At 70.5% G+C, this 14,774-nt stretch carries 18 protein-coding genes; 8 read left to right on the forward strand and 10 right to left on the reverse strand.

Annotation, left to right across the window (positions count from 1 at the left end; genetic code table 11):
- Positions 1 to 141: 141 nt before the first annotated feature.
- Both SSPN_RS0105425 and SSPN_RS0105430 read right to left on the reverse strand, forming a co-directional pair.
- Entirely contained in the window at positions 142 to 969 is an 828-nt protein-coding gene (locus SSPN_RS0105425; protein ID WP_010692789.1) for a CoA-transferase subunit beta, read from the reverse strand.
- A 25-nt stretch (positions 970 to 994) separates the two neighbouring features.
- Positions 995 to 1,966 (reverse strand): CoA transferase subunit A, encoded by a 972-nt coding sequence (locus tag SSPN_RS0105430; RefSeq protein ID WP_010692790.1) that lies wholly within the window; start codon positions 1,964 to 1,966, stop codon positions 995 to 997.
- A gap of 139 nt (positions 1,967 to 2,105) precedes the next feature.
- Between SSPN_RS0105430 and SSPN_RS0105435 the strand changes: the two genes are divergently transcribed.
- From SSPN_RS0105435 to SSPN_RS42575, 3 genes are all read left to right on the forward strand, one after another.
- Positions 2,106 to 3,020 carry a LysR substrate-binding domain-containing protein gene (locus tag SSPN_RS0105435; RefSeq protein WP_010692791.1) on the forward strand — a complete coding sequence of 305 codons (915 nt, stop codon included), beginning with the start codon at positions 2,106 to 2,108 and terminating at the stop codon, positions 3,018 to 3,020.
- A gap of 186 nt (positions 3,021 to 3,206) precedes the next feature.
- Positions 3,207 to 4,001 (forward strand): FadR/GntR family transcriptional regulator, encoded by a 795-nt coding sequence (locus tag SSPN_RS42570; RefSeq protein ID WP_010692792.1) that lies wholly within the window; start codon positions 3,207 to 3,209, stop codon positions 3,999 to 4,001.
- Positions 4,002 to 4,054: 53 nt separating this feature from the next.
- The gene (locus tag SSPN_RS42575) at positions 4,055 to 4,315 is read left to right on the forward strand and encodes a hypothetical protein (protein ID WP_010692793.1); all 261 of its coding nucleotides are present in this window, start codon (positions 4,055 to 4,057) and stop codon (positions 4,313 to 4,315) included.
- On the opposite strand, the gene SSPN_RS0105450 is transcribed toward SSPN_RS42575, so the two are convergent.
- A complete protein-coding gene (locus tag SSPN_RS0105450; RefSeq protein ID WP_010692794.1) occupies positions 4,294 to 5,232 on the reverse strand; it encodes a pseudouridine synthase in 939 nt (312 codons plus the stop codon). The genes SSPN_RS42575 and SSPN_RS0105450 overlap by 22 nt on opposite strands.
- 294 nt (positions 5,233 to 5,526) lie before the next feature.
- On the opposite strand from SSPN_RS0105450, the gene SSPN_RS0105455 reads away from it, so the two are divergent.
- Positions 5,527 to 6,687: an MFS transporter gene (locus SSPN_RS0105455; RefSeq protein ID WP_029535000.1), complete on the forward strand. Its 1,161-nt coding sequence runs from the start codon at positions 5,527 to 5,529 to the stop codon at positions 6,685 to 6,687.
- 75 nt (positions 6,688 to 6,762) lie between these two features.
- Here the strand turns inward: SSPN_RS0105455 and SSPN_RS57530 are convergent, their stop codons facing one another.
- Positions 6,763 to 6,930 (reverse strand): hypothetical protein, encoded by a 168-nt coding sequence (locus tag SSPN_RS57530; protein WP_170121583.1) that lies wholly within the window; start codon positions 6,928 to 6,930, stop codon positions 6,763 to 6,765.
- A gap of 147 nt (positions 6,931 to 7,077) precedes the next feature.
- On the opposite strand from SSPN_RS57530, the gene SSPN_RS56435 reads away from it, so the two are divergent.
- Entirely contained in the window at positions 7,078 to 7,248 is a 171-nt protein-coding gene (locus SSPN_RS56435) for a hypothetical protein (RefSeq protein WP_010692797.1), read from the forward strand.
- Between the two features lie 63 nt (positions 7,249 to 7,311).
- Here SSPN_RS56435 and SSPN_RS0105470 read toward each other — a convergent pair whose 3' ends face one another.
- Positions 7,312 to 8,781, reverse strand: coding sequence for an MFS transporter (locus SSPN_RS0105470; protein ID WP_010692798.1), 1,470 nt, complete (start codon positions 8,779 to 8,781; stop codon positions 7,312 to 7,314).
- A 39-nt stretch (positions 8,782 to 8,820) separates the two neighbouring features.
- Complete coding sequence (locus tag SSPN_RS0105475) at positions 8,821 to 10,086, reverse strand: cytochrome P450 (protein WP_010692799.1); 1,266 nt, start codon at positions 10,084 to 10,086, stop codon at positions 8,821 to 8,823.
- Between SSPN_RS0105475 and SSPN_RS54335 the strand changes: the two genes are divergently transcribed.
- Together SSPN_RS54335 and SSPN_RS0105480 are read left to right on the forward strand one after the other, a co-directional pair.
- Positions 10,085 to 10,393 carry a hypothetical protein gene (locus SSPN_RS54335; RefSeq protein ID WP_143539643.1) on the forward strand — a complete coding sequence of 103 codons (309 nt, stop codon included), beginning with the start codon at positions 10,085 to 10,087 and terminating at the stop codon, positions 10,391 to 10,393. The genes SSPN_RS0105475 and SSPN_RS54335 overlap by 2 nt on opposite strands.
- Before the next feature lie 24 nt (positions 10,394 to 10,417).
- Positions 10,418 to 11,194, forward strand: a complete 777-nt coding sequence (locus SSPN_RS0105480; RefSeq protein WP_029535001.1) for an IclR family transcriptional regulator — start codon at positions 10,418 to 10,420, stop codon at positions 11,192 to 11,194.
- On the opposite strand, the gene SSPN_RS0105485 is transcribed toward SSPN_RS0105480, so the two are convergent.
- Positions 11,191 to 11,625 (reverse strand): universal stress protein, encoded by a 435-nt coding sequence (locus tag SSPN_RS0105485; RefSeq protein WP_010692801.1) that lies wholly within the window; start codon positions 11,623 to 11,625, stop codon positions 11,191 to 11,193. The two genes, SSPN_RS0105480 and SSPN_RS0105485, sit on opposite strands and share 4 nt — an antisense overlap.
- 38 nt (positions 11,626 to 11,663) lie before the next feature.
- Positions 11,664 to 12,497, reverse strand: coding sequence for an SDR family NAD(P)-dependent oxidoreductase (locus SSPN_RS0105490; RefSeq protein ID WP_029535002.1), 834 nt, complete (start codon positions 12,495 to 12,497; stop codon positions 11,664 to 11,666).
- Between the two features lie 268 nt (positions 12,498 to 12,765).
- Between SSPN_RS0105490 and SSPN_RS0105495 the strand changes: the two genes are divergently transcribed.
- The gene (locus SSPN_RS0105495) at positions 12,766 to 13,932 is read left to right on the forward strand and encodes a S8 family peptidase (RefSeq protein ID WP_029535003.1); all 1,167 of its coding nucleotides are present in this window, start codon (positions 12,766 to 12,768) and stop codon (positions 13,930 to 13,932) included.
- A 20-nt stretch (positions 13,933 to 13,952) separates the two neighbouring features.
- On the opposite strand, the gene SSPN_RS42580 is transcribed toward SSPN_RS0105495, so the two are convergent.
- A complete protein-coding gene (locus tag SSPN_RS42580) occupies positions 13,953 to 14,270 on the reverse strand; it encodes a hypothetical protein (RefSeq protein WP_010692804.1) in 318 nt (105 codons plus the stop codon).
- Between the two features lie 77 nt (positions 14,271 to 14,347).
- Positions 14,348 to 14,731, reverse strand: a complete 384-nt coding sequence (locus SSPN_RS0105505) for a hypothetical protein (RefSeq protein ID WP_010692805.1) — start codon at positions 14,729 to 14,731, stop codon at positions 14,348 to 14,350.
- Positions 14,732 to 14,774: the final 43 nt, after the last annotated feature.

Consider the following 14,774-nt stretch of genomic DNA (forward strand, 5'->3'; position numbering starts at 1 on the left):
CCTGACCCCCGCAGGCACCCGGGTCAGGTGAGCCGTTGGCGGAGCTCGGCGAGGCATCGCGCGGCGCAGTCCGGCTCGGCGCGCCAGCACGTTGTCCGATCGCCGACACCTCGCCGTTCTCGACCCACAAGGCCCTGGTACTCAGCAACGCCCGGGGCGTGGACCGGGATCGCTTCTACGGAGGTAGACGCGGTCCGGGTCGACGTCTTCGCGGAGCAGGCGGAGTTCCGCCTCCGTGGGCGGTTCGATGGTGGCGAGGTCGTCGGCGATCTGGAGGTCCCAGCCGGTGGCCGCGCGGACCTGGTCCACCGTGACGCCGGGGTGCGTCGCCAGCAGCCGCAGCTCCTCGCCGACGCCTTCGCGGGCCAGGATGCCGAGGTCGGTGATCACCCGCGTGACCCCCGAGCCCAGCGGCCGGATCCCGTCCCGCAGCGCCCGGTCCGGGCCCGGCGAGGTGCAGAAGTCCAGTTCGGAGGTAAAGGAGCGCCGGTCGTGGCGGCGCATCACCACGAACACCTCGCGGGCGTTGGCCATCACCTCCACGGCCCCGCCCGCGCCGGGCAGTCGCACCTTCGGCGCGTGCCAGTCGCCGATGACCGACGAATTCAGATTGCCCCATTTGTCGATCTGCGCGGCGCCGAGGAACCCGACGTCGATCCGGCCGCCCTGCAGCACGTAACCGAACAGCGCCGTCATCGGCAGCACCGCCTCGGAGTCGGTGATCAGCACCGCGTCGGCGATCGTCTCGGGCAGGTGCGACGGGTGCGCCCCGCAGACCCCGGACTCGTAGACGATCTCGATGCCGGGCGCGACGGTCTGCTGTGCCAGCGACACCGCGAGCGTCGGCAACCCGATCCCGGCGAAGACGGTGTTCTTGCCGACCAGCTCCCGCGACGCGACCACGGCGAGCAGTTCCGAAGAAGTGACGTCCACAGTGGACTCCCTCGAACCGGTGGACCCGGCGTTCATCGCGACAAACCTCGCGTCCCGCCGGTCAGAGCCGACGTCCGTAGTTGACCGGTTCGCTCCACGCCTCGCCCACGGCCAGACCCGCCCAGTGCTCGTCGCCGAGCTTCGCGACGTACTCGGCGTGGTCGCGGGTGCCGCGGATCCACTCGTCCAGCCAGTCCCGCAGCCGTTCGGGGTCCTTGCTGATCTGCGACCAGCCGCGGTAGAAGTCGCCGTCCCGGTCGTAGTAGCCCTGCGCGAAGGCCGGGTGCGCGCCGCGCGGGCACTTCACCACCGCGTCCACCGCGTGCGCCGGGATGACCGTGCGGTTGGGGTCGGAGCGGATCACCTCGTCGGCGACGACTTCCTCGACCACGATGATCGCCCGCTTCGCGGCGTAGACGGCCTCGGCCTGGATCCCGGTCAGGCCCCAGATCTGGGTGTTGCCCGCCCGGTCGGCGCGCTGCGCGTGCACGATTGTGACGTCCGGGGACAACGGCGGCACCACGTAGATCTGCTCGGTCTCGCCGTCCGGTCCGGGGTAGGGCGAGGTGACCTTGCGGATTCCCGGGTTGACCGACGGCACGTCGCTGCCGCCGTAGGAGCGCAGCGGGTAGAACGGCAGCCGCTGGGCACCGGCCAGGTAGCGGCAGATCATGCCGTAGTGGCTGTACTCCTCGAACTCCAGTGGCTTGGGCTGCCCGGTCTCGATGCGGCGGCGCAACTCGCCGAGCGAGCCGGCGGTGGAGTTGCCGACGAACGACGAAACCAGCTTGCGGACGCAGCCGCCGGCGATGAGCTGATCGGTGACGATGTCGGCGGTCAGCCGGGCGATGGTGAGGTCCTTGCGGCCCTGCCTGATGATCTCGTGCCCGGCCGCGGTGGGGATCAGGTGCGTGAAGCCCTCGAGCGCCACCGTCGACCCGTCGGCGACGAATGCGGCGATCGCGTCCCGCATCGTCACGGTCTTGTCGGGCCGGGGGACCGGCTGCGTCGACTCGGCGACCGGGTTCTGCATCGTCGGGGCTCCTCGGTGTTCGCTTCGGGTACGCGTCACCTTGCCAGCCAGCATTGATAACTGTCTAATACTGAATTGGTGTCGGATCAAGAGGCATTTCTTATGGATTCCCCGGGCGTGGGGTGAGCCGAGGTCGATCGTGGAGCTGCGCTACCTGACCGCATTCGTCGCCGTCGCCGAAGAACTCCACTTCGGCCGGGCCGCCAAGCGGCTGCAGATGGCGCAACCGCCGCTGAGCCAGCAGATCCGGCACCTGGAGAAGGAGCTCGGCGTCCAGCTCTTCGAGCGCAACACCCGGTCCGTGCGGCTCACCAGCGCCGGCGAGTCGTTCCTGGAGCCCGCCCGCGCGGCGCTCGACGACGTCGACATCGCGGTGCGCGCGGCGAAAGCGGCCGGGCGCGGGGAGTACGGCCGGGTCACCGTCGGCTTCGCCGGCGCGTCAAGCCACGAGTCCCTGCCGCGGCTGACCCGCGCGGTGCGCGCCGCCCACCCCGGCCTGGAACTCGTAATGCGCGGCCAGACCTACGCGAACGTGGCGCTGGCGAAGGTGGCCGACGGTTCGCTGGACCTGGGCTTCGTGCGGCTGCCGGTCAACCAGGTGGGCTCGCCGACGCCCGGCGTGCAGACCCGGGTGATCGAGGTCGAGGAGCTGATCTGCGCGCTCCCGACCGATCACCCGCTGGCCGTGAGGGAGAGCATCTCGATCGAGGACCTGGCCGACGAGCCGTTCGTCAGCTTCCCGTCCAACGCCGGGTCGACGGTGCGCGACGCGTTGGTCAAGGCGTGCGTGTCGGCCGGCTTCAACCCGCGCGTGGTCCAGGAGGCGCCGGATTCCTACACGATCCTCGCACTGGTCGCCGCAGGTGTCGGCGTGACGCTGACGCTTACGTCCTGCCAGCACATCCAGCAGAGCGGCACCGCGTACCGGCCGCTGGCGGGCGCGCCGATGCGGCTGCACGCCGCGCTTGCCTGGCGCACCAACAACACCTCCGCCGCTCTGCGCACGGTCCTCGGTATCGCCGAGGAAGCCCTGCCCACTCCCGAGGACGGTTGATCGTCCGTCCCACCAGGGCTGCGGTCGTAGGCCGCGGCATCGACGGAAGCTCCGGTCGGGACGGGGCGGGGTTCGAGCAGGCGCTCGATGACGTGCACGCACGACAAAGATCACCCACTCGCCGTGTCCGGGATGAATCCGTGGGTAGCCTGTGCGCCACAGGTGTCGGGCTGGAGGATGAGTCGGATGAACGGGGTGGCGGCTGCGGCGGGCACCGGGCCGGGCGGTGAAGGACGGGCATACCAGCAGATCGTCGACGCGGTGGAGAGCGAGCTCGCCAGCGGTGCCCTGCGGCCCGGCGACCGGCTGCCCAGCGAGCGGGAGATGGTCGCGCGCTACGGCGTCAGCCGTCCGACGGTGCGCGAAGCGCTGCGCGTGCTGGAGCATTCCGGACTGGTGAAGTCCAGGCACGGCGACCGGTCCGGGCCGCTGCTGCTGGATCCGGCTGGCGGGCCGTTGCGCGACACCTTGGAGCGGATCGCCCGGTTGCACGGCTGCACCGCAGGTGAGCTGGTCGGGTACCGGATGATGCTGGAGTCCACGGCCAACCAGCTCGCGGCTTGCCTGCGCACCGACGAGCAGTTGGCTGCGATCCGGGAGCGCCTGGCGGCGATGAGCGCGGCGATCGAGCGCGGGCCGAAGGACTTCGGCGCGGCCGACTTCGACTTCCACGAGGAGGTCACCGAGGCCAGCCGCAACACGCTGATCCAGTACAGCCTGCGCGCTGCCCGGCAGGCGGCGCTGGTGCAGATCGAGGACAAGATCCTCCGGGCGCGGGACGAGCGCGCGCAGATGCGGGAGTCGTTGCGCCACCACGAGATGGTGTTCGAGGCGATCGAGGCGGGGGACGGCGAGCGTGCCGGGCGGCTGGCCCGGCACAGCATCTTCGGCTACTACCGCGACTACCTCGACGAAACCGAACGCACCGCCCTCGCCGGGCTCTGCTCGGACGAAAACCCGTTCCGCACGCGCCGGTCCTGACGCGTCCCCGTTCGGCTGCGAACGTCTCCGTTCGGCTGGCATGATTGACTTTCATGGGTTTGTTCCGATCGACGCCGAAGCTTGCCACGGTGCTGGGACGGGCTTTCCGGTGCCTGGTGTGCGGCTGCTCGGAGTTCTGGGACCGCGAGGTCAAGCTGAACACCAGCGCCGCCGAGTTCTTCGACCTGGCATGGGCGAACCGCTCCGCGCTGGGACTGATCTGCGCGCGGTGCGGCTACGTGCACGAATTCGCCGGGCGCGACAAGCCCGAGCTCTGGAAGCTGGACAAGGGCTATCCGGCCGGAGCCGAATGACCGTCTGCGCCGGACCAGGCCGCCAGGATCCGGCGGGATTCGAAGCGGCGCCGCCGACCGCTGATCGGATCGGTGAACTCCAGCGCCTTGGCGAGGAGCTGCAGGGGAGTGGTGAAGTCGTCGGCGGCGCGGTCGCGGACGGTGGGGTAGAGGTCGTCGCCGACGATCGGGATGCCGAGGCTGTTGAGGTGCACACGCAGCTGGTGGGTCCGGCCGGTGCGCGGCAGCAGCCGGTAGCGGCCGAGGCCGTCGCGGTGCTCGATCAGCTCGATGCGCGTTTCGCTGTTCGGCTCGCCGGGTTCCTCCCGGGCGGCCAGCACGCCGCGATGCTTGACGATCCGGCTGTGCACCGTGCGCGGCATCGCCAAGCCCGGGTCGAAGGGGGCGACGGCCTCATATTCCTTGTGCACCAAGCGGTCGTGGAACAGGGTCTGGTAGGCGCCGCGCAGTTCGGGCTTGAGCACGAACATGACCAGCCCGGCGGTCAGCCGGTCCAACCGGTGCGCCGGGCTGAGCCGAGGCAGGTCGAGGTCTCGCCGCAGCCGTACCAGCGCGGTCTCCACGACGTGCCCGCCGCGGGGTGTGGTGGCCAAGAAGTGCGGCTTGTCCACGACCAGCAGGTCGTCGTCGCGGTGCAGAACGTCCAGGCCGAACGGCACCGGTGCCTCGTCGGGCAGGTCACGGTGGAACCAGATGAACCCGCCGGGCGTGAACGGTGCGTCGGGCCCGAGCGGGCCGCTGACGCCGACGATCCGGCCTTCGCGGAGCATGGCGTCGATGCGTTCCGGGGCGAGCTTCGGTATCCGGTCGACAAGGTGGTCCCGGACAGTGGCCCAGTGGCCCTCGGCGGGCAGTCGCAACCGGACGGGGTCCAGGCCGTGCCGCTGGGGCAGCGGAGACTTGAGCTTGCGTCGCATCGCCCCACCAGCGTAACCGGCGGTAAGAGCCGGAGTTTGTAGCCCTCGTGCGAGGCCTTGGCGATGGCCCACTCGAACATCTCGCGCCCGAGGTCGTCGGCGGTTCGCCCGGCGCGCAGGTACTTCCCGGATCCGGTGGAGCGCGCAGCCGGCACCCGCACGAAACCTCCACTGTGGACTCTGCTGCGAGATCCGCCGTTGACGACCCTAGCGTGGCACATGAACGCGATGACCCGGAGCGCGAGCCGGCTGGCCTTTGGCATGATCGTCGGGGACTCCGGAGGAGGGAAGGGTATGCCCGAAGTCGCGACCGATCGGCGGCCGGTGGCGGCCCGGCTGGCGGTGGCCACGCTGTTCCTGGTCAACGGCGCGAGCTTCGCCAGCGTCGTGCCCCGCTACCCGGAGCTCAAGGACGCCCTGTCGCTGTCCAACGCCGCGCTGGGCACCGCGATCGCCACGCTGGCCCTGGGTTCGCTGGTCGCGGGACTGCTGGCCGGGCCGATCCTGGCCCGGTGGCGCTCGGCGAGCGTCGCGGTCGGCTGTTCGGTGCTGCTGGCCGCCGATCTCGTGCTGATCGGGTTGGCGGCGCAGTGGTGGCAGCTCGCTGCGGCCCTGTTCTTCGCGGGCGCGCTGGACGCGGTCGTGGACGTGGCGATGAACGCGCACGGGCTTCGGGTGCAGCGGCGCTACGGGCGATCGATCGTGAACTCCTTCCACGGCATGTGGAGCTTCGGCGCGATCATCGGCGGCCTGGCGGGCTCGTTGGCGGCGGGAGCGGCCCTACCGCTGCCCGTGCACCTCGGCGGCGCCGCCGTCGTGCTGTCCGCCGTCGCGATCACCTCCACGCGGTTCCTACTGCCCGGACATGACGACGCCGAACGGGAAAGGAGACCGCGAGCCCGGCCGCGCTTCACGCTGCTGCTCGCCCTGCTGGCGCTGGGCCTGTTGTGCGCTGCGGCGGCGGTGGTCGAGGACACGGCGGCGTCGTGGGGCGCGGTGTACATGCGCGATTCGCTGGGCGCGGCCCCGGTGTTGGCGGGGCTGGTGTTCGTCGCGTTGCAGGCCGCGCAGACGGTCGGCAGGTTCTCCGGCGACCGGTTGGTGGACCGCTTTGGCAACCGGGCGGTGGCCCGCATCGGCGGGATCGCGGTGCTCGTGGGCGTCGGTGCGGCGCTCGTCTGGCCGTCCATCCCCATGACGCTGGTCGGATTCGCGGTGGCGGGCTGGGGGGTCGCCACGATCATCCCGGCCGGGTTCCACGCCGCGGACGAACTTCCCTGCCTGTCCTCGGGTGCCGGGATCGCGGTCGTCAGCTGGGTCTACCGGCTCGGGGTGCTGGCCGTGCCGCCCGTCGTCGGGCTGCTCGCCGATGCGGTCAGCCTGCGCGTGGGGCTGGTGATCGTTCCGGTCGCGGGCGGGCTGATCGTGCTGCTGGCCTCGCGCCTGCCCCGCTGACCCGTCAGGGCAGCTTTCCGCCGCAGGCGAGCGCTTGGACCGCGCCGCCGGTCCGGGGCATTTCTTCGCTGCCGGTCAGCCGAGCAGTTTGGCGAAGAACCAGCCGACCCGGCTGACCTTGCGGATCCGCGGGTTGTCGGCCACGCCGTGGATCTCCCACTGCTGCCCGCACTCGTCGCAACGCCACAAGCCGATCCGGCTGGTGTCGGGTTCGCAGGGGTGGCCGCGGCGACCTCGTCTCATGCACCGATAACACCACACACGGTGCCCGCAGTGGCCCGAATCGGTTCCGGAAGATCGGGTGAAACCGTGACTTTCGGCCTTACCGCGCGTGCACGCCAGCCCCGTACCCTCATCGGCGGTGTTGCACGTCGGGGAGAGGGGCACCAGGTGACGCTGCGGGAGTTGGTCGAGCAGATGGAACGGCGCTGGGAAGAGCTGATGACCCTGCGCGCGAGCCCGGACATGTACGGCAGCGAGAGCCTGGACGGCCAGCTCTCCGAGCTGGAGCTGTGGCTGCTGCGGATGCACCGCCTGACCGCGGGGATCTCCGCCGCATGACAGGACTCCCGGAGGTGCGCGGGGTCCGGATCAGCTGAGTCCATTGACAGATCGGTTGTCGGGTCAGGTGGCCTGGTCGCGATTCTTGCCGAACTGGCAGGTGCAGGGGTCCTGGCAGGCGTGGTTGACACCCGGCAGCGGATAGGCGTCGACCTTCCGCGCGCGGTCGATCGTCAGCCACGCAAGTACGCCGCCGGCCGCGCACATGGCCGCCGAGATCAGCATGGCCCGGCCGAAGCCGGGGCCGAGCGGGGCACCCGCTCCGGTGTGCGACAACCCGGCGATCACCGGGAGCACCGCGACCGCGAGCAGCCCGGCCAGACGGGATATGGCGTTGTTCACGCCTGAGGCGACACCGGCGTTGTCCGGGCTGACCGAGGCGAGCACAGCCGAGGTCAGCGGCGCCACCGTGATGGACAGGCCGACGCCGAAGACCAGGACACCCGGCAACACGCCGCTCAGGTACGTGCTGCCGGGCACCGCCAACGTCATCAGCGCCAGGCCGACGGCGCAGATGAGCGGGCCGATGGTCATCGGCACGCGCGGGCCGGTGCGCTGCGCGAGAGCACCCACGCGGCCGGACATCAGCAGCATGATGATCGTGATCGGCAACGTCGCGATCCCGGCGGCCAGCGCGGGGTAGCCCATCGATTGCTGCAACTGCAGGGACAGCAGGAACAACGCACCGCTCAGAGCCGCGTAGACGGTGAAGGTCGTGAGGTTCGCTCCGGTGAACTGCGCGGAGCGGAACAACGAAAGCGGCAGCAGCGGATCCGGGTGGCGCAGCTCGATCAGCGGGAAGGCCACCAGTGCGACCACGCCGACTACGGCCGCTCCCGCGGAGACCGCGTCCAGCCCCTTCGTCGGGATCTCGATCAGGGCGTACACGGCGCCGGCCAGGCCGACGGTCACAGCGATCGCGCCGAAGACGTCCAGGCGACCGGCCGCAGCCGGGTTTCGGCTCTCCGGCACGTGCCGCAGCGCGAGCAGCGCCGCTGCCGCGATGGGGACGTTGATGAAGAACACCCACCGCCAGGACGCCGCGTCCACCAGCCAGCCACCCGCGAACGGCCCGATCGCCGACGACATGCCGGTCAACCCGGCCCAGCGGCCGACCGCCTCGCCGCGGTCGTCGTGCCGGATGGCGGAGTTGATCAGCGCGAGGCTGCCGGGCACCAGCAACGCCCCGCCGACGCCTTGCAGCAGGCGCGCGACGATCAATGCCGTGCCGCCGGGCGCCAGGCCGCACCCCAGCGACGCCAGGGTGAACAGCACCAACCCGAGGACGTACACCCGTCGGCGGCCGTAGCGGTCGCCGAGCGCGCCGCCGAGCAGCAACAACGCGCTGAGCGTGAGCAGGTAGGCGTCCAGCACCCACTGCAGGACACTGAGGTCACCGCCGATGTCCCGGCCGATCGCCGGCAACGCGACGTTGACGACCGAACCGTCGAGGAACGCCACACCGGAACCGAGGATCGTGGCGACGAGGATCCAGCGTCCCGGCTGGGAGCGCAGGGCTACAGCGGTGGTCACCGCACGACCATAATGCGCGTGCCCAGGCCCCGCCCTCGATCACCTGCTACCCGGCGGGAACGCCACCGGCAGGTGCTTGATCCCGTTGATGAAGTTCGATACCAGGCGTTCGACCGGCCCCGTCACCCGCAGATCGCGCATTCGCCACAGCGCCTCGCGGTAGAACGCCCGCAGCTGCAGCCGGGCGAAATGCGCACCCAGGCACACGTGCGGGCCGTTGCCGAAGGCTACGTGGTCGTTGGGCGTGCGCCGGACGTCGAAGCGGTGCGGGTCGGGGAACTGCTGATCGTCGAAATGCGCCGAGCAGTGGAACACCACGACCTTGTCCCCGGCGGCGATGCGCTGACCGCCCAGCTCGGTGTCGGTGGTCGCGGTGCGGCGGAAGCTGAGCACCGGTGGATGGAAGCGCAGCGACTCCTCCACGGCGGAGTCCAGCAGCGCCGGATCGTCGAGCAGCAGCCGCAACTGGCCGGAATTCTCCGCGAAGGCGAGCATCCCGCCCGGCAGCGCGCTGCGCACGGTGTCGTTGCCGGCCACCGAGAGCAGGAAGAAGAACATCTCCAGCTCGGCGTCGGCCAGCCCGCGCCCGTCCAGCTCGGCGGTGGCCAGCGCGGTCATCACGTCATCGGCGGGGTTGCGGCGCTTGAACGCCGCGAGGTCCTGGGCGAAGGCGAACATGTCGGCCAGCATCGTCGGCGAGCGCGGGTTGACCGGCTTGCCGTCCGGGCCGCGGGTCACCTCGGAGTGCTCCGGGTCCTGGTAGCCGATCACCCGGTTGGTCCACTCCAGCAGCATCCGCCGGTCCGACTCCGGCACACCGAGGAGGTCGGCGAGGTTGCGCAGCGGGTAGTCGTCGGTGACCTCCACCGGCAGATCGCACTCGCCGCGCTCGATCACCGCGTCGACCAGCTGGCGGGCCCGCTCGGCGACCTCGTGCCGGAACCGGTCGATCCGCCGCGGTGTGAACGCCCGGCTGACGAGGCGGCGCAACCGCCCGTGCTCCGGTGGGTCGAGGTTGAGCATCATGCTGCGGATGAACGGCAGGTCCGCCGGGTCGGGATCGCGGATCTGCGTGGCGCCCAGCCAGGACGAGTAGACCTCGGCGGACTTCAGCACGGCGACGACGTCGGTGTACCGGGTGACGGCCCAGAACCCGGGCCCGGCCGGCCAGTCGCCGATCTCGTGCTCCGCCTGCCAGCTCACCGGCGCGTGCCGGCGCAGCCAGGCGAAGTCCTCGTGCGGCACGCCGTCGGCGTACCTGCGCGGATCGAACACGTCCGGGACGTGGGCGGGGGGCGCTGCCATGCTGACTCCTTCACCGTCTTCCAGTCCTGGAGCCTATGGCCGGATTCGTCTCGCGCGGCAGCGCAAGCGGTGGAACTTCGGTGCCGCCAACGCCCGCCCATTCGTCCTAAGTGGATTATCCGAGCGCCGGAAGCGCCAGCCCGACCGCAGGAATTCGCGGGTCGGGTGCACCAATAATCCGTTCGATATTCCGGACGACGTTCGCTGGATCGTATGGCTGGCCGGGTTGGGTGGTCAAGCGCTTGAGCTGGTGTTGGCCGATACCGGGTACGATGTTCGAAATATCGGTCAAACAGCGGCCGGTTGAGACGTGACAGGGGGGAGCGAACGCGTGGCACGAGCGGTACCTGCCGTGGAACGGGCCTTCGACGTCCTGGAGCTGTTCCTGGACGCCCACGAGCTGAGCGCGCCGGAGATCACCGCGCAGCTGGGCCTGCCGCGCACCACGGTGCACGAGCTGGTCGGCACGCTCAGCGAGCGCGGCTACCTGATGCCCGCGGGGCGCGGCAGCAACCGGTTCCGGCTGGGAATGCGCGGCTTTCAGCTGGGCGCGGCCTACGCTGAGCGGCTGGACCTCGCCCGCGAGGGCCAGCTCGTCGCCGAGGACATCGCCGAGCGCTGCCAGGAAACGGTGCACGTCGGGGTGCGAGACGGGGCGGACGTGCTGTACGTGGCCAAGGTCGACAGCAGCCACCCGGTGCGGATGGTCTCGGCCGTGGGCCGGCGGCTGCCCGCGCATTGCACCGCGCTCGGCAAGGTGCTGCTGGCGGCGCTGCCGCACGCAGAGGTCGACGAGCTCTACGGCAACCGCCGGCTGGATGCGATGACCGAGCACAGCATCACCACCCGCAAGGCGCTGCGCCAAGAGCTCGACGCCATCGCGAAGGACGGCGTGGCGCGCGAGTACTGCGAGTCCAACGAGTCGGTGGCCTGCGTCGCGGCGCCAGTGTGCGACGAGTCCGGCGAGGTAGTCGCCGCGATGAGCATCTCGGTGCCGATCCTGCGCTGGAACGACGAGACCGAAGCGGCGCTGCGCGAACTCGTCCGCGAAGGCGCGGCCGCCCTGTCCGAATGCCTGGGCCACACCGGCTCCCGAACTCTTCTCTAGTGCCGGACGATCACCACCGGGCATTTCGCGTGTTGGGCGCAGCGCTGGCTCACCGAGCCGAGCAGCGCGCCGTAGAAGCTGCCGTGGCCGCGGCTGCCGACCACCAGCAGGTCGGCGCCCTCGGAGGCGTCCAGCAGCGTCTGCGCCGCGTGCCCGTGGGTGAGCTCGCGCTCCACCGGGACCGGCGGGCTCATCTCGTGCTCGATCTCGTCGACGGTGTCGTGGAGGCTCTTGCGCGCGGACTCCTCGAAGTCGTCCGGTGGCATCGGGCCACCCTCCCAGCTGTAGAAGGCGGGGTACTCCCAGGAGGTGACCGCGTGCACCACGGCCCCGGAAAGCGCCGCTTGCTTCAGCGCCCACCGCAGGGCGCACATGGACGACTCCGAGCCGTCCACGCCGACGACGATCTTGCGCTGGGTTCCGCTGTTCATGGCGCCAGCCTCCAGTTCGACGATCCGCTGTGGCGGGTTCAGCCGCGGGCCTGTTCGATGAGCTTGCCGGAGAGTTCTCGCAGCCGCGTCCTGCCCTGCTCGTCGTAGGCCTGCTCGAGCGCGCGGCACGCGCGGGTCACATGGAAGTACTCCCCGGTGACCTCGTCCAGTCCCGGATCCGCGACCAGCCGCATCGTCGCCTCGACGCCTTCGGCGATCGTGCCCAGCGGACTCACGCCGGCCTCGCGGACCATCGCGGTGTTCATGTAGGTCGCTGGGTGCAGCGCGTTGACCGTCACGCCGTGGCCGCGAAGCTCTTCGGCCAGGTCGAAGGTGAACATGATCTGCGCGAGCTTGCTCTGCGCGTACGCCCGGGCACCGATGTAGTTCTCGGTCATCATCGGGTCGTCGAAGTCGATCGGGTGCTGACCGGCCGAGGCGACGTTGACCACCCGGGCCGGTGCCGAGGCGAGCAGTAGCGGCTGCAGCAGATGCGTCAGGTGGTAGCCGGCCAGGTAGTTCACCGCGAACCGCAGTTCGATGCCGTCCGGGCTCTCCTCGCGCCGGCCGCCCGGGGGCCCGGAACCGATGCCCGCGTTGTTCACCAGCACATCCAACCGGTCGCAGCGCAGCTGCACGTCGTTGGCCAGCCGTTCGACCTGGCGCAGCTCAGCGAGGTCGGCAAGCACCACGTCGAGGCGGTCGGAGCCGGTGGCCGCCGCGATCTCCGCGCGCGTTTCCTCGGCTAGCTCCGCGCTGCGCCCGTGTATCAGTACCCGGGACCCGCTCTTGGCGAGCTGGTGGGCAAGGGCCCGTCCGAGCCCGCTGGTCGCGCCCGTGACCAGGATGCAGCGCTGGCTGGGAGTGCGCACGGTTGCTCCGAACTGTCGGGAGTTGATTACCACCAGTGTGCGGATGAGGTTCCGCTGTTGTCATCAGCGCATGCGTGTCGTATCTGATAGCCCCCGACCTGAGTACCCCGAAAGCGGTGTGTCGCAGGAAGTCCACTGAGGACATCGAGACCGGCGGCACAGATCGTGCAGTCCTTACCCGAGTGGGTGCTTGTAACTGTGGGTAACGCGCGATACACCTGGGGACGGTGTGGCGCCGCTACACCCGAACCTCGCCGAGGGAGCGACCATGACCACCAACGAGGAGAGCTCCACCGGACGTTATCTGGTGCTGCTGGAAGACAATTCGACGATCATCGGAACCCGCGAGCTGACGCGTCTGACGGGCATCCGCTGCGCCAACACCGCCGACGCGGCCGGCGCGGCACCGGGGGAGCTGTTCCGCGGCGCGGGCGGGATCGTGCTGCATCAACTTGGCATCGCGCTGATCAGCGCCGACCCGGACCAGGCCGCGGCGCTCGAACGCGCGTCCCGGGAGACCAGCACGATCGCGGCGTTCGAGCAGGAGCGCAGGGTGTTCGCCATCGGCGCGGAAGCGCAGGTGGAGGACGGCGAGTTCACGTGGGGCCTGCAGGCGGTGCGCGCCGACCACGCGCAGCCCACCGGCAAGGGCGTCCGGGTCGCGGTGCTTGACACCGGCCTGGACCTCAAGCACCCCGACTTCGCCGACCGGGACATCGTCACCGGGTCCTTCGTGGATGGCCAGGACGTGCAGGACGGCCACGGGCACGGCACGCACGTGATCGGCACCTCCTGCGGTCCGCGGGCCTCGCAGGCCGGACCCGGCTACGGCATCGCTTCGGAGGCCAGCATCTACGCGGGCAAGGTGCTCGGCGACGACGGCTCCGGAACCGACAGCGGCATCCTCTCCGGCATCGAGTGGGCGATCTCCAACGGAGCCGCCGTGGTGTCGATGTCGCTCGGCGCGCCGACGCAGCCTGGTGAGCCGTTCTCCGCGTCCTTCGAACGGGTCGCCCAGCGCGCTATGGAGCGCGGCACGCTGATCATCGCCGCCGCCGGCAACGAGAGCCAGCGTTCCGCCGGGACGGTCGCGCCGGTCGGGCACCCGGCGAACTGCCCGTCGATCCTGGCGGTCGGCGCGATCGACTCGCAGCTGCAGATCGCGGACTTCTCCAGCGGCACCGTCGACGAGATCGGCCAGGTGGACCTGGTCGGCCCCGGCGTCGACGTCTACTCGAGCTGGCCGGGGGCGGAGCGCTACCGGAAGCTCAGCGGAACCAGCATGGCCACCCCGCACGTCGCCGGTGTCGCGGCGCTGTACGCGCAGCAGTACCCGGAGCGGGCGTGGGGTCTGTGGGCTCGGCTGTCGCAGACCGCACATCGGCTACCGCTCGCATCGACCGACGTCGGTGCGGGCGTGGTCAAGGCGCCGTAGCTGCCGGGGTCGCCGCGCGGTCAGTCGTCATCGATGGCCTGCGCGGCGACCTTCGCGCAGTTGCCGAGGTCTTCGGCGGCGGCCGCGGCCTGGTCGAGCGCGACGTGCACTGCCGACGGCTCGGCGGCGTTCAGGGTCTCGTAACTGGAGGCCAGTATGTCGAGCTGCCGGGCAAGCCGGGCCCCCGCCGTGGTGACGGCCAGCAACGCTTCCCGCGCCGCAGTGATTTCGGCCGGTGTCCTGGCCTCGGGGGCATTCTCCAACTTGCCGCCGGCCTGCGCGATCATTTCGGCGGTCGCGTTGACGTCCTGCCAGCGCGCCGGCGTTCCGCTCTCCATCTGGTCGCCCCCCGCAAGCGCCGGTACCGGCGCATTGTCAGCAGTTTCCGCCCCTGGTGGGACGCCCGTCACCGGATTCACCCGCCCGAACGGCGGGAACCCGCGGTCAGCCGAGTAGAGCTGTTGCTTGGTTCGACCGCCCCCCGTTCCAGCTCCGCCTTGGTCATCTTCGAGCGGCCCTTGATGTCGGCGCGCTGCGCGTCCGCGTAGAGCTGTTGCTTGGTTCGACCGCCCGGCCCGGAGCCGGATCCGGAGCGCAGTCCACCGCGGCGTTGCGGGGGGATGTCCTGCGTGGCGGTTTCGCTCCGCTGCTGGGATTCACCGGCCTGCGCCCGGTTCTTGTTGACCGTCCGCGCCGCGATCTCTTCGGCGCGGTCCTCGCTGCTGCCGCGCTCCATCGCCTGGCTCTTGATGTGCTCGTACTGTCGTTCCTCTTTCTCGGTCCAGCTCTGCTGCGGCATTCCCGCTCACCTCGCCTCCGCAGTTCGTCGAGTCACGACGTGC

Source organism: Saccharopolyspora spinosa NRRL 18395, from assembly GCF_000194155.1.
In the GTDB taxonomy this organism is placed as follows: Bacteria; Actinomycetota; Actinomycetes; order Mycobacteriales; family Pseudonocardiaceae; genus Saccharopolyspora; species Saccharopolyspora spinosa.

Excerpts from the sequence above, each read along its gene's own strand:
- SSPN_RS0105475 (WP_010692799.1), bottom strand. The coding sequence starts at position 10,086 with ATGGCAGCGCCCCCCGCCCACGTCCCGGACGTGTTCGATCCGCGCAGG.
- SSPN_RS42580 (WP_010692804.1), bottom strand. The coding sequence starts at position 14,270 with ATGGAGAGCGGAACGCCGGCGCGCTGGCAGGACGTCAACGCGACCGCC.
- SSPN_RS42575 (WP_010692793.1), top strand. The coding sequence starts at position 4,055 with ATGGGTTTGTTCCGATCGACGCCGAAGCTTGCCACGGTGCTGGGACGG.
- SSPN_RS54335 (WP_143539643.1), top strand. The coding sequence starts at position 10,085 with ATGCTGACTCCTTCACCGTCTTCCAGTCCTGGAGCCTATGGCCGGATT.
- SSPN_RS0105450 (WP_010692794.1), bottom strand. The coding sequence starts at position 5,232 with ATGCGACGCAAGCTCAAGTCTCCGCTGCCCCAGCGGCACGGCCTGGAC.
- SSPN_RS0105485 (WP_010692801.1), bottom strand. The coding sequence starts at position 11,625 with ATGAACAGCGGAACCCAGCGCAAGATCGTCGTCGGCGTGGACGGCTCG.
- SSPN_RS0105430 (WP_010692790.1), bottom strand. The coding sequence starts at position 1,966 with ATGCAGAACCCGGTCGCCGAGTCGACGCAGCCGGTCCCCCGGCCCGAC.
- SSPN_RS0105505 (WP_010692805.1), bottom strand. The coding sequence starts at position 14,731 with ATGCCGCAGCAGAGCTGGACCGAGAAAGAGGAACGACAGTACGAGCAC.
- SSPN_RS42570 (WP_010692792.1), top strand. The coding sequence starts at position 3,207 with ATGAACGGGGTGGCGGCTGCGGCGGGCACCGGGCCGGGCGGTGAAGGA.
- SSPN_RS57530 (WP_170121583.1), bottom strand. The coding sequence starts at position 6,930 with ATGAGACGAGGTCGCCGCGGCCACCCCTGCGAACCCGACACCAGCCGG.
- SSPN_RS0105455 (WP_029535000.1), top strand. The coding sequence starts at position 5,527 with ATGCCCGAAGTCGCGACCGATCGGCGGCCGGTGGCGGCCCGGCTGGCG.
- SSPN_RS0105425 (WP_010692789.1), bottom strand. The coding sequence starts at position 969 with ATGAACGCCGGGTCCACCGGTTCGAGGGAGTCCACTGTGGACGTCACT.
- SSPN_RS0105495 (WP_029535003.1), top strand. The coding sequence starts at position 12,766 with ATGACCACCAACGAGGAGAGCTCCACCGGACGTTATCTGGTGCTGCTG.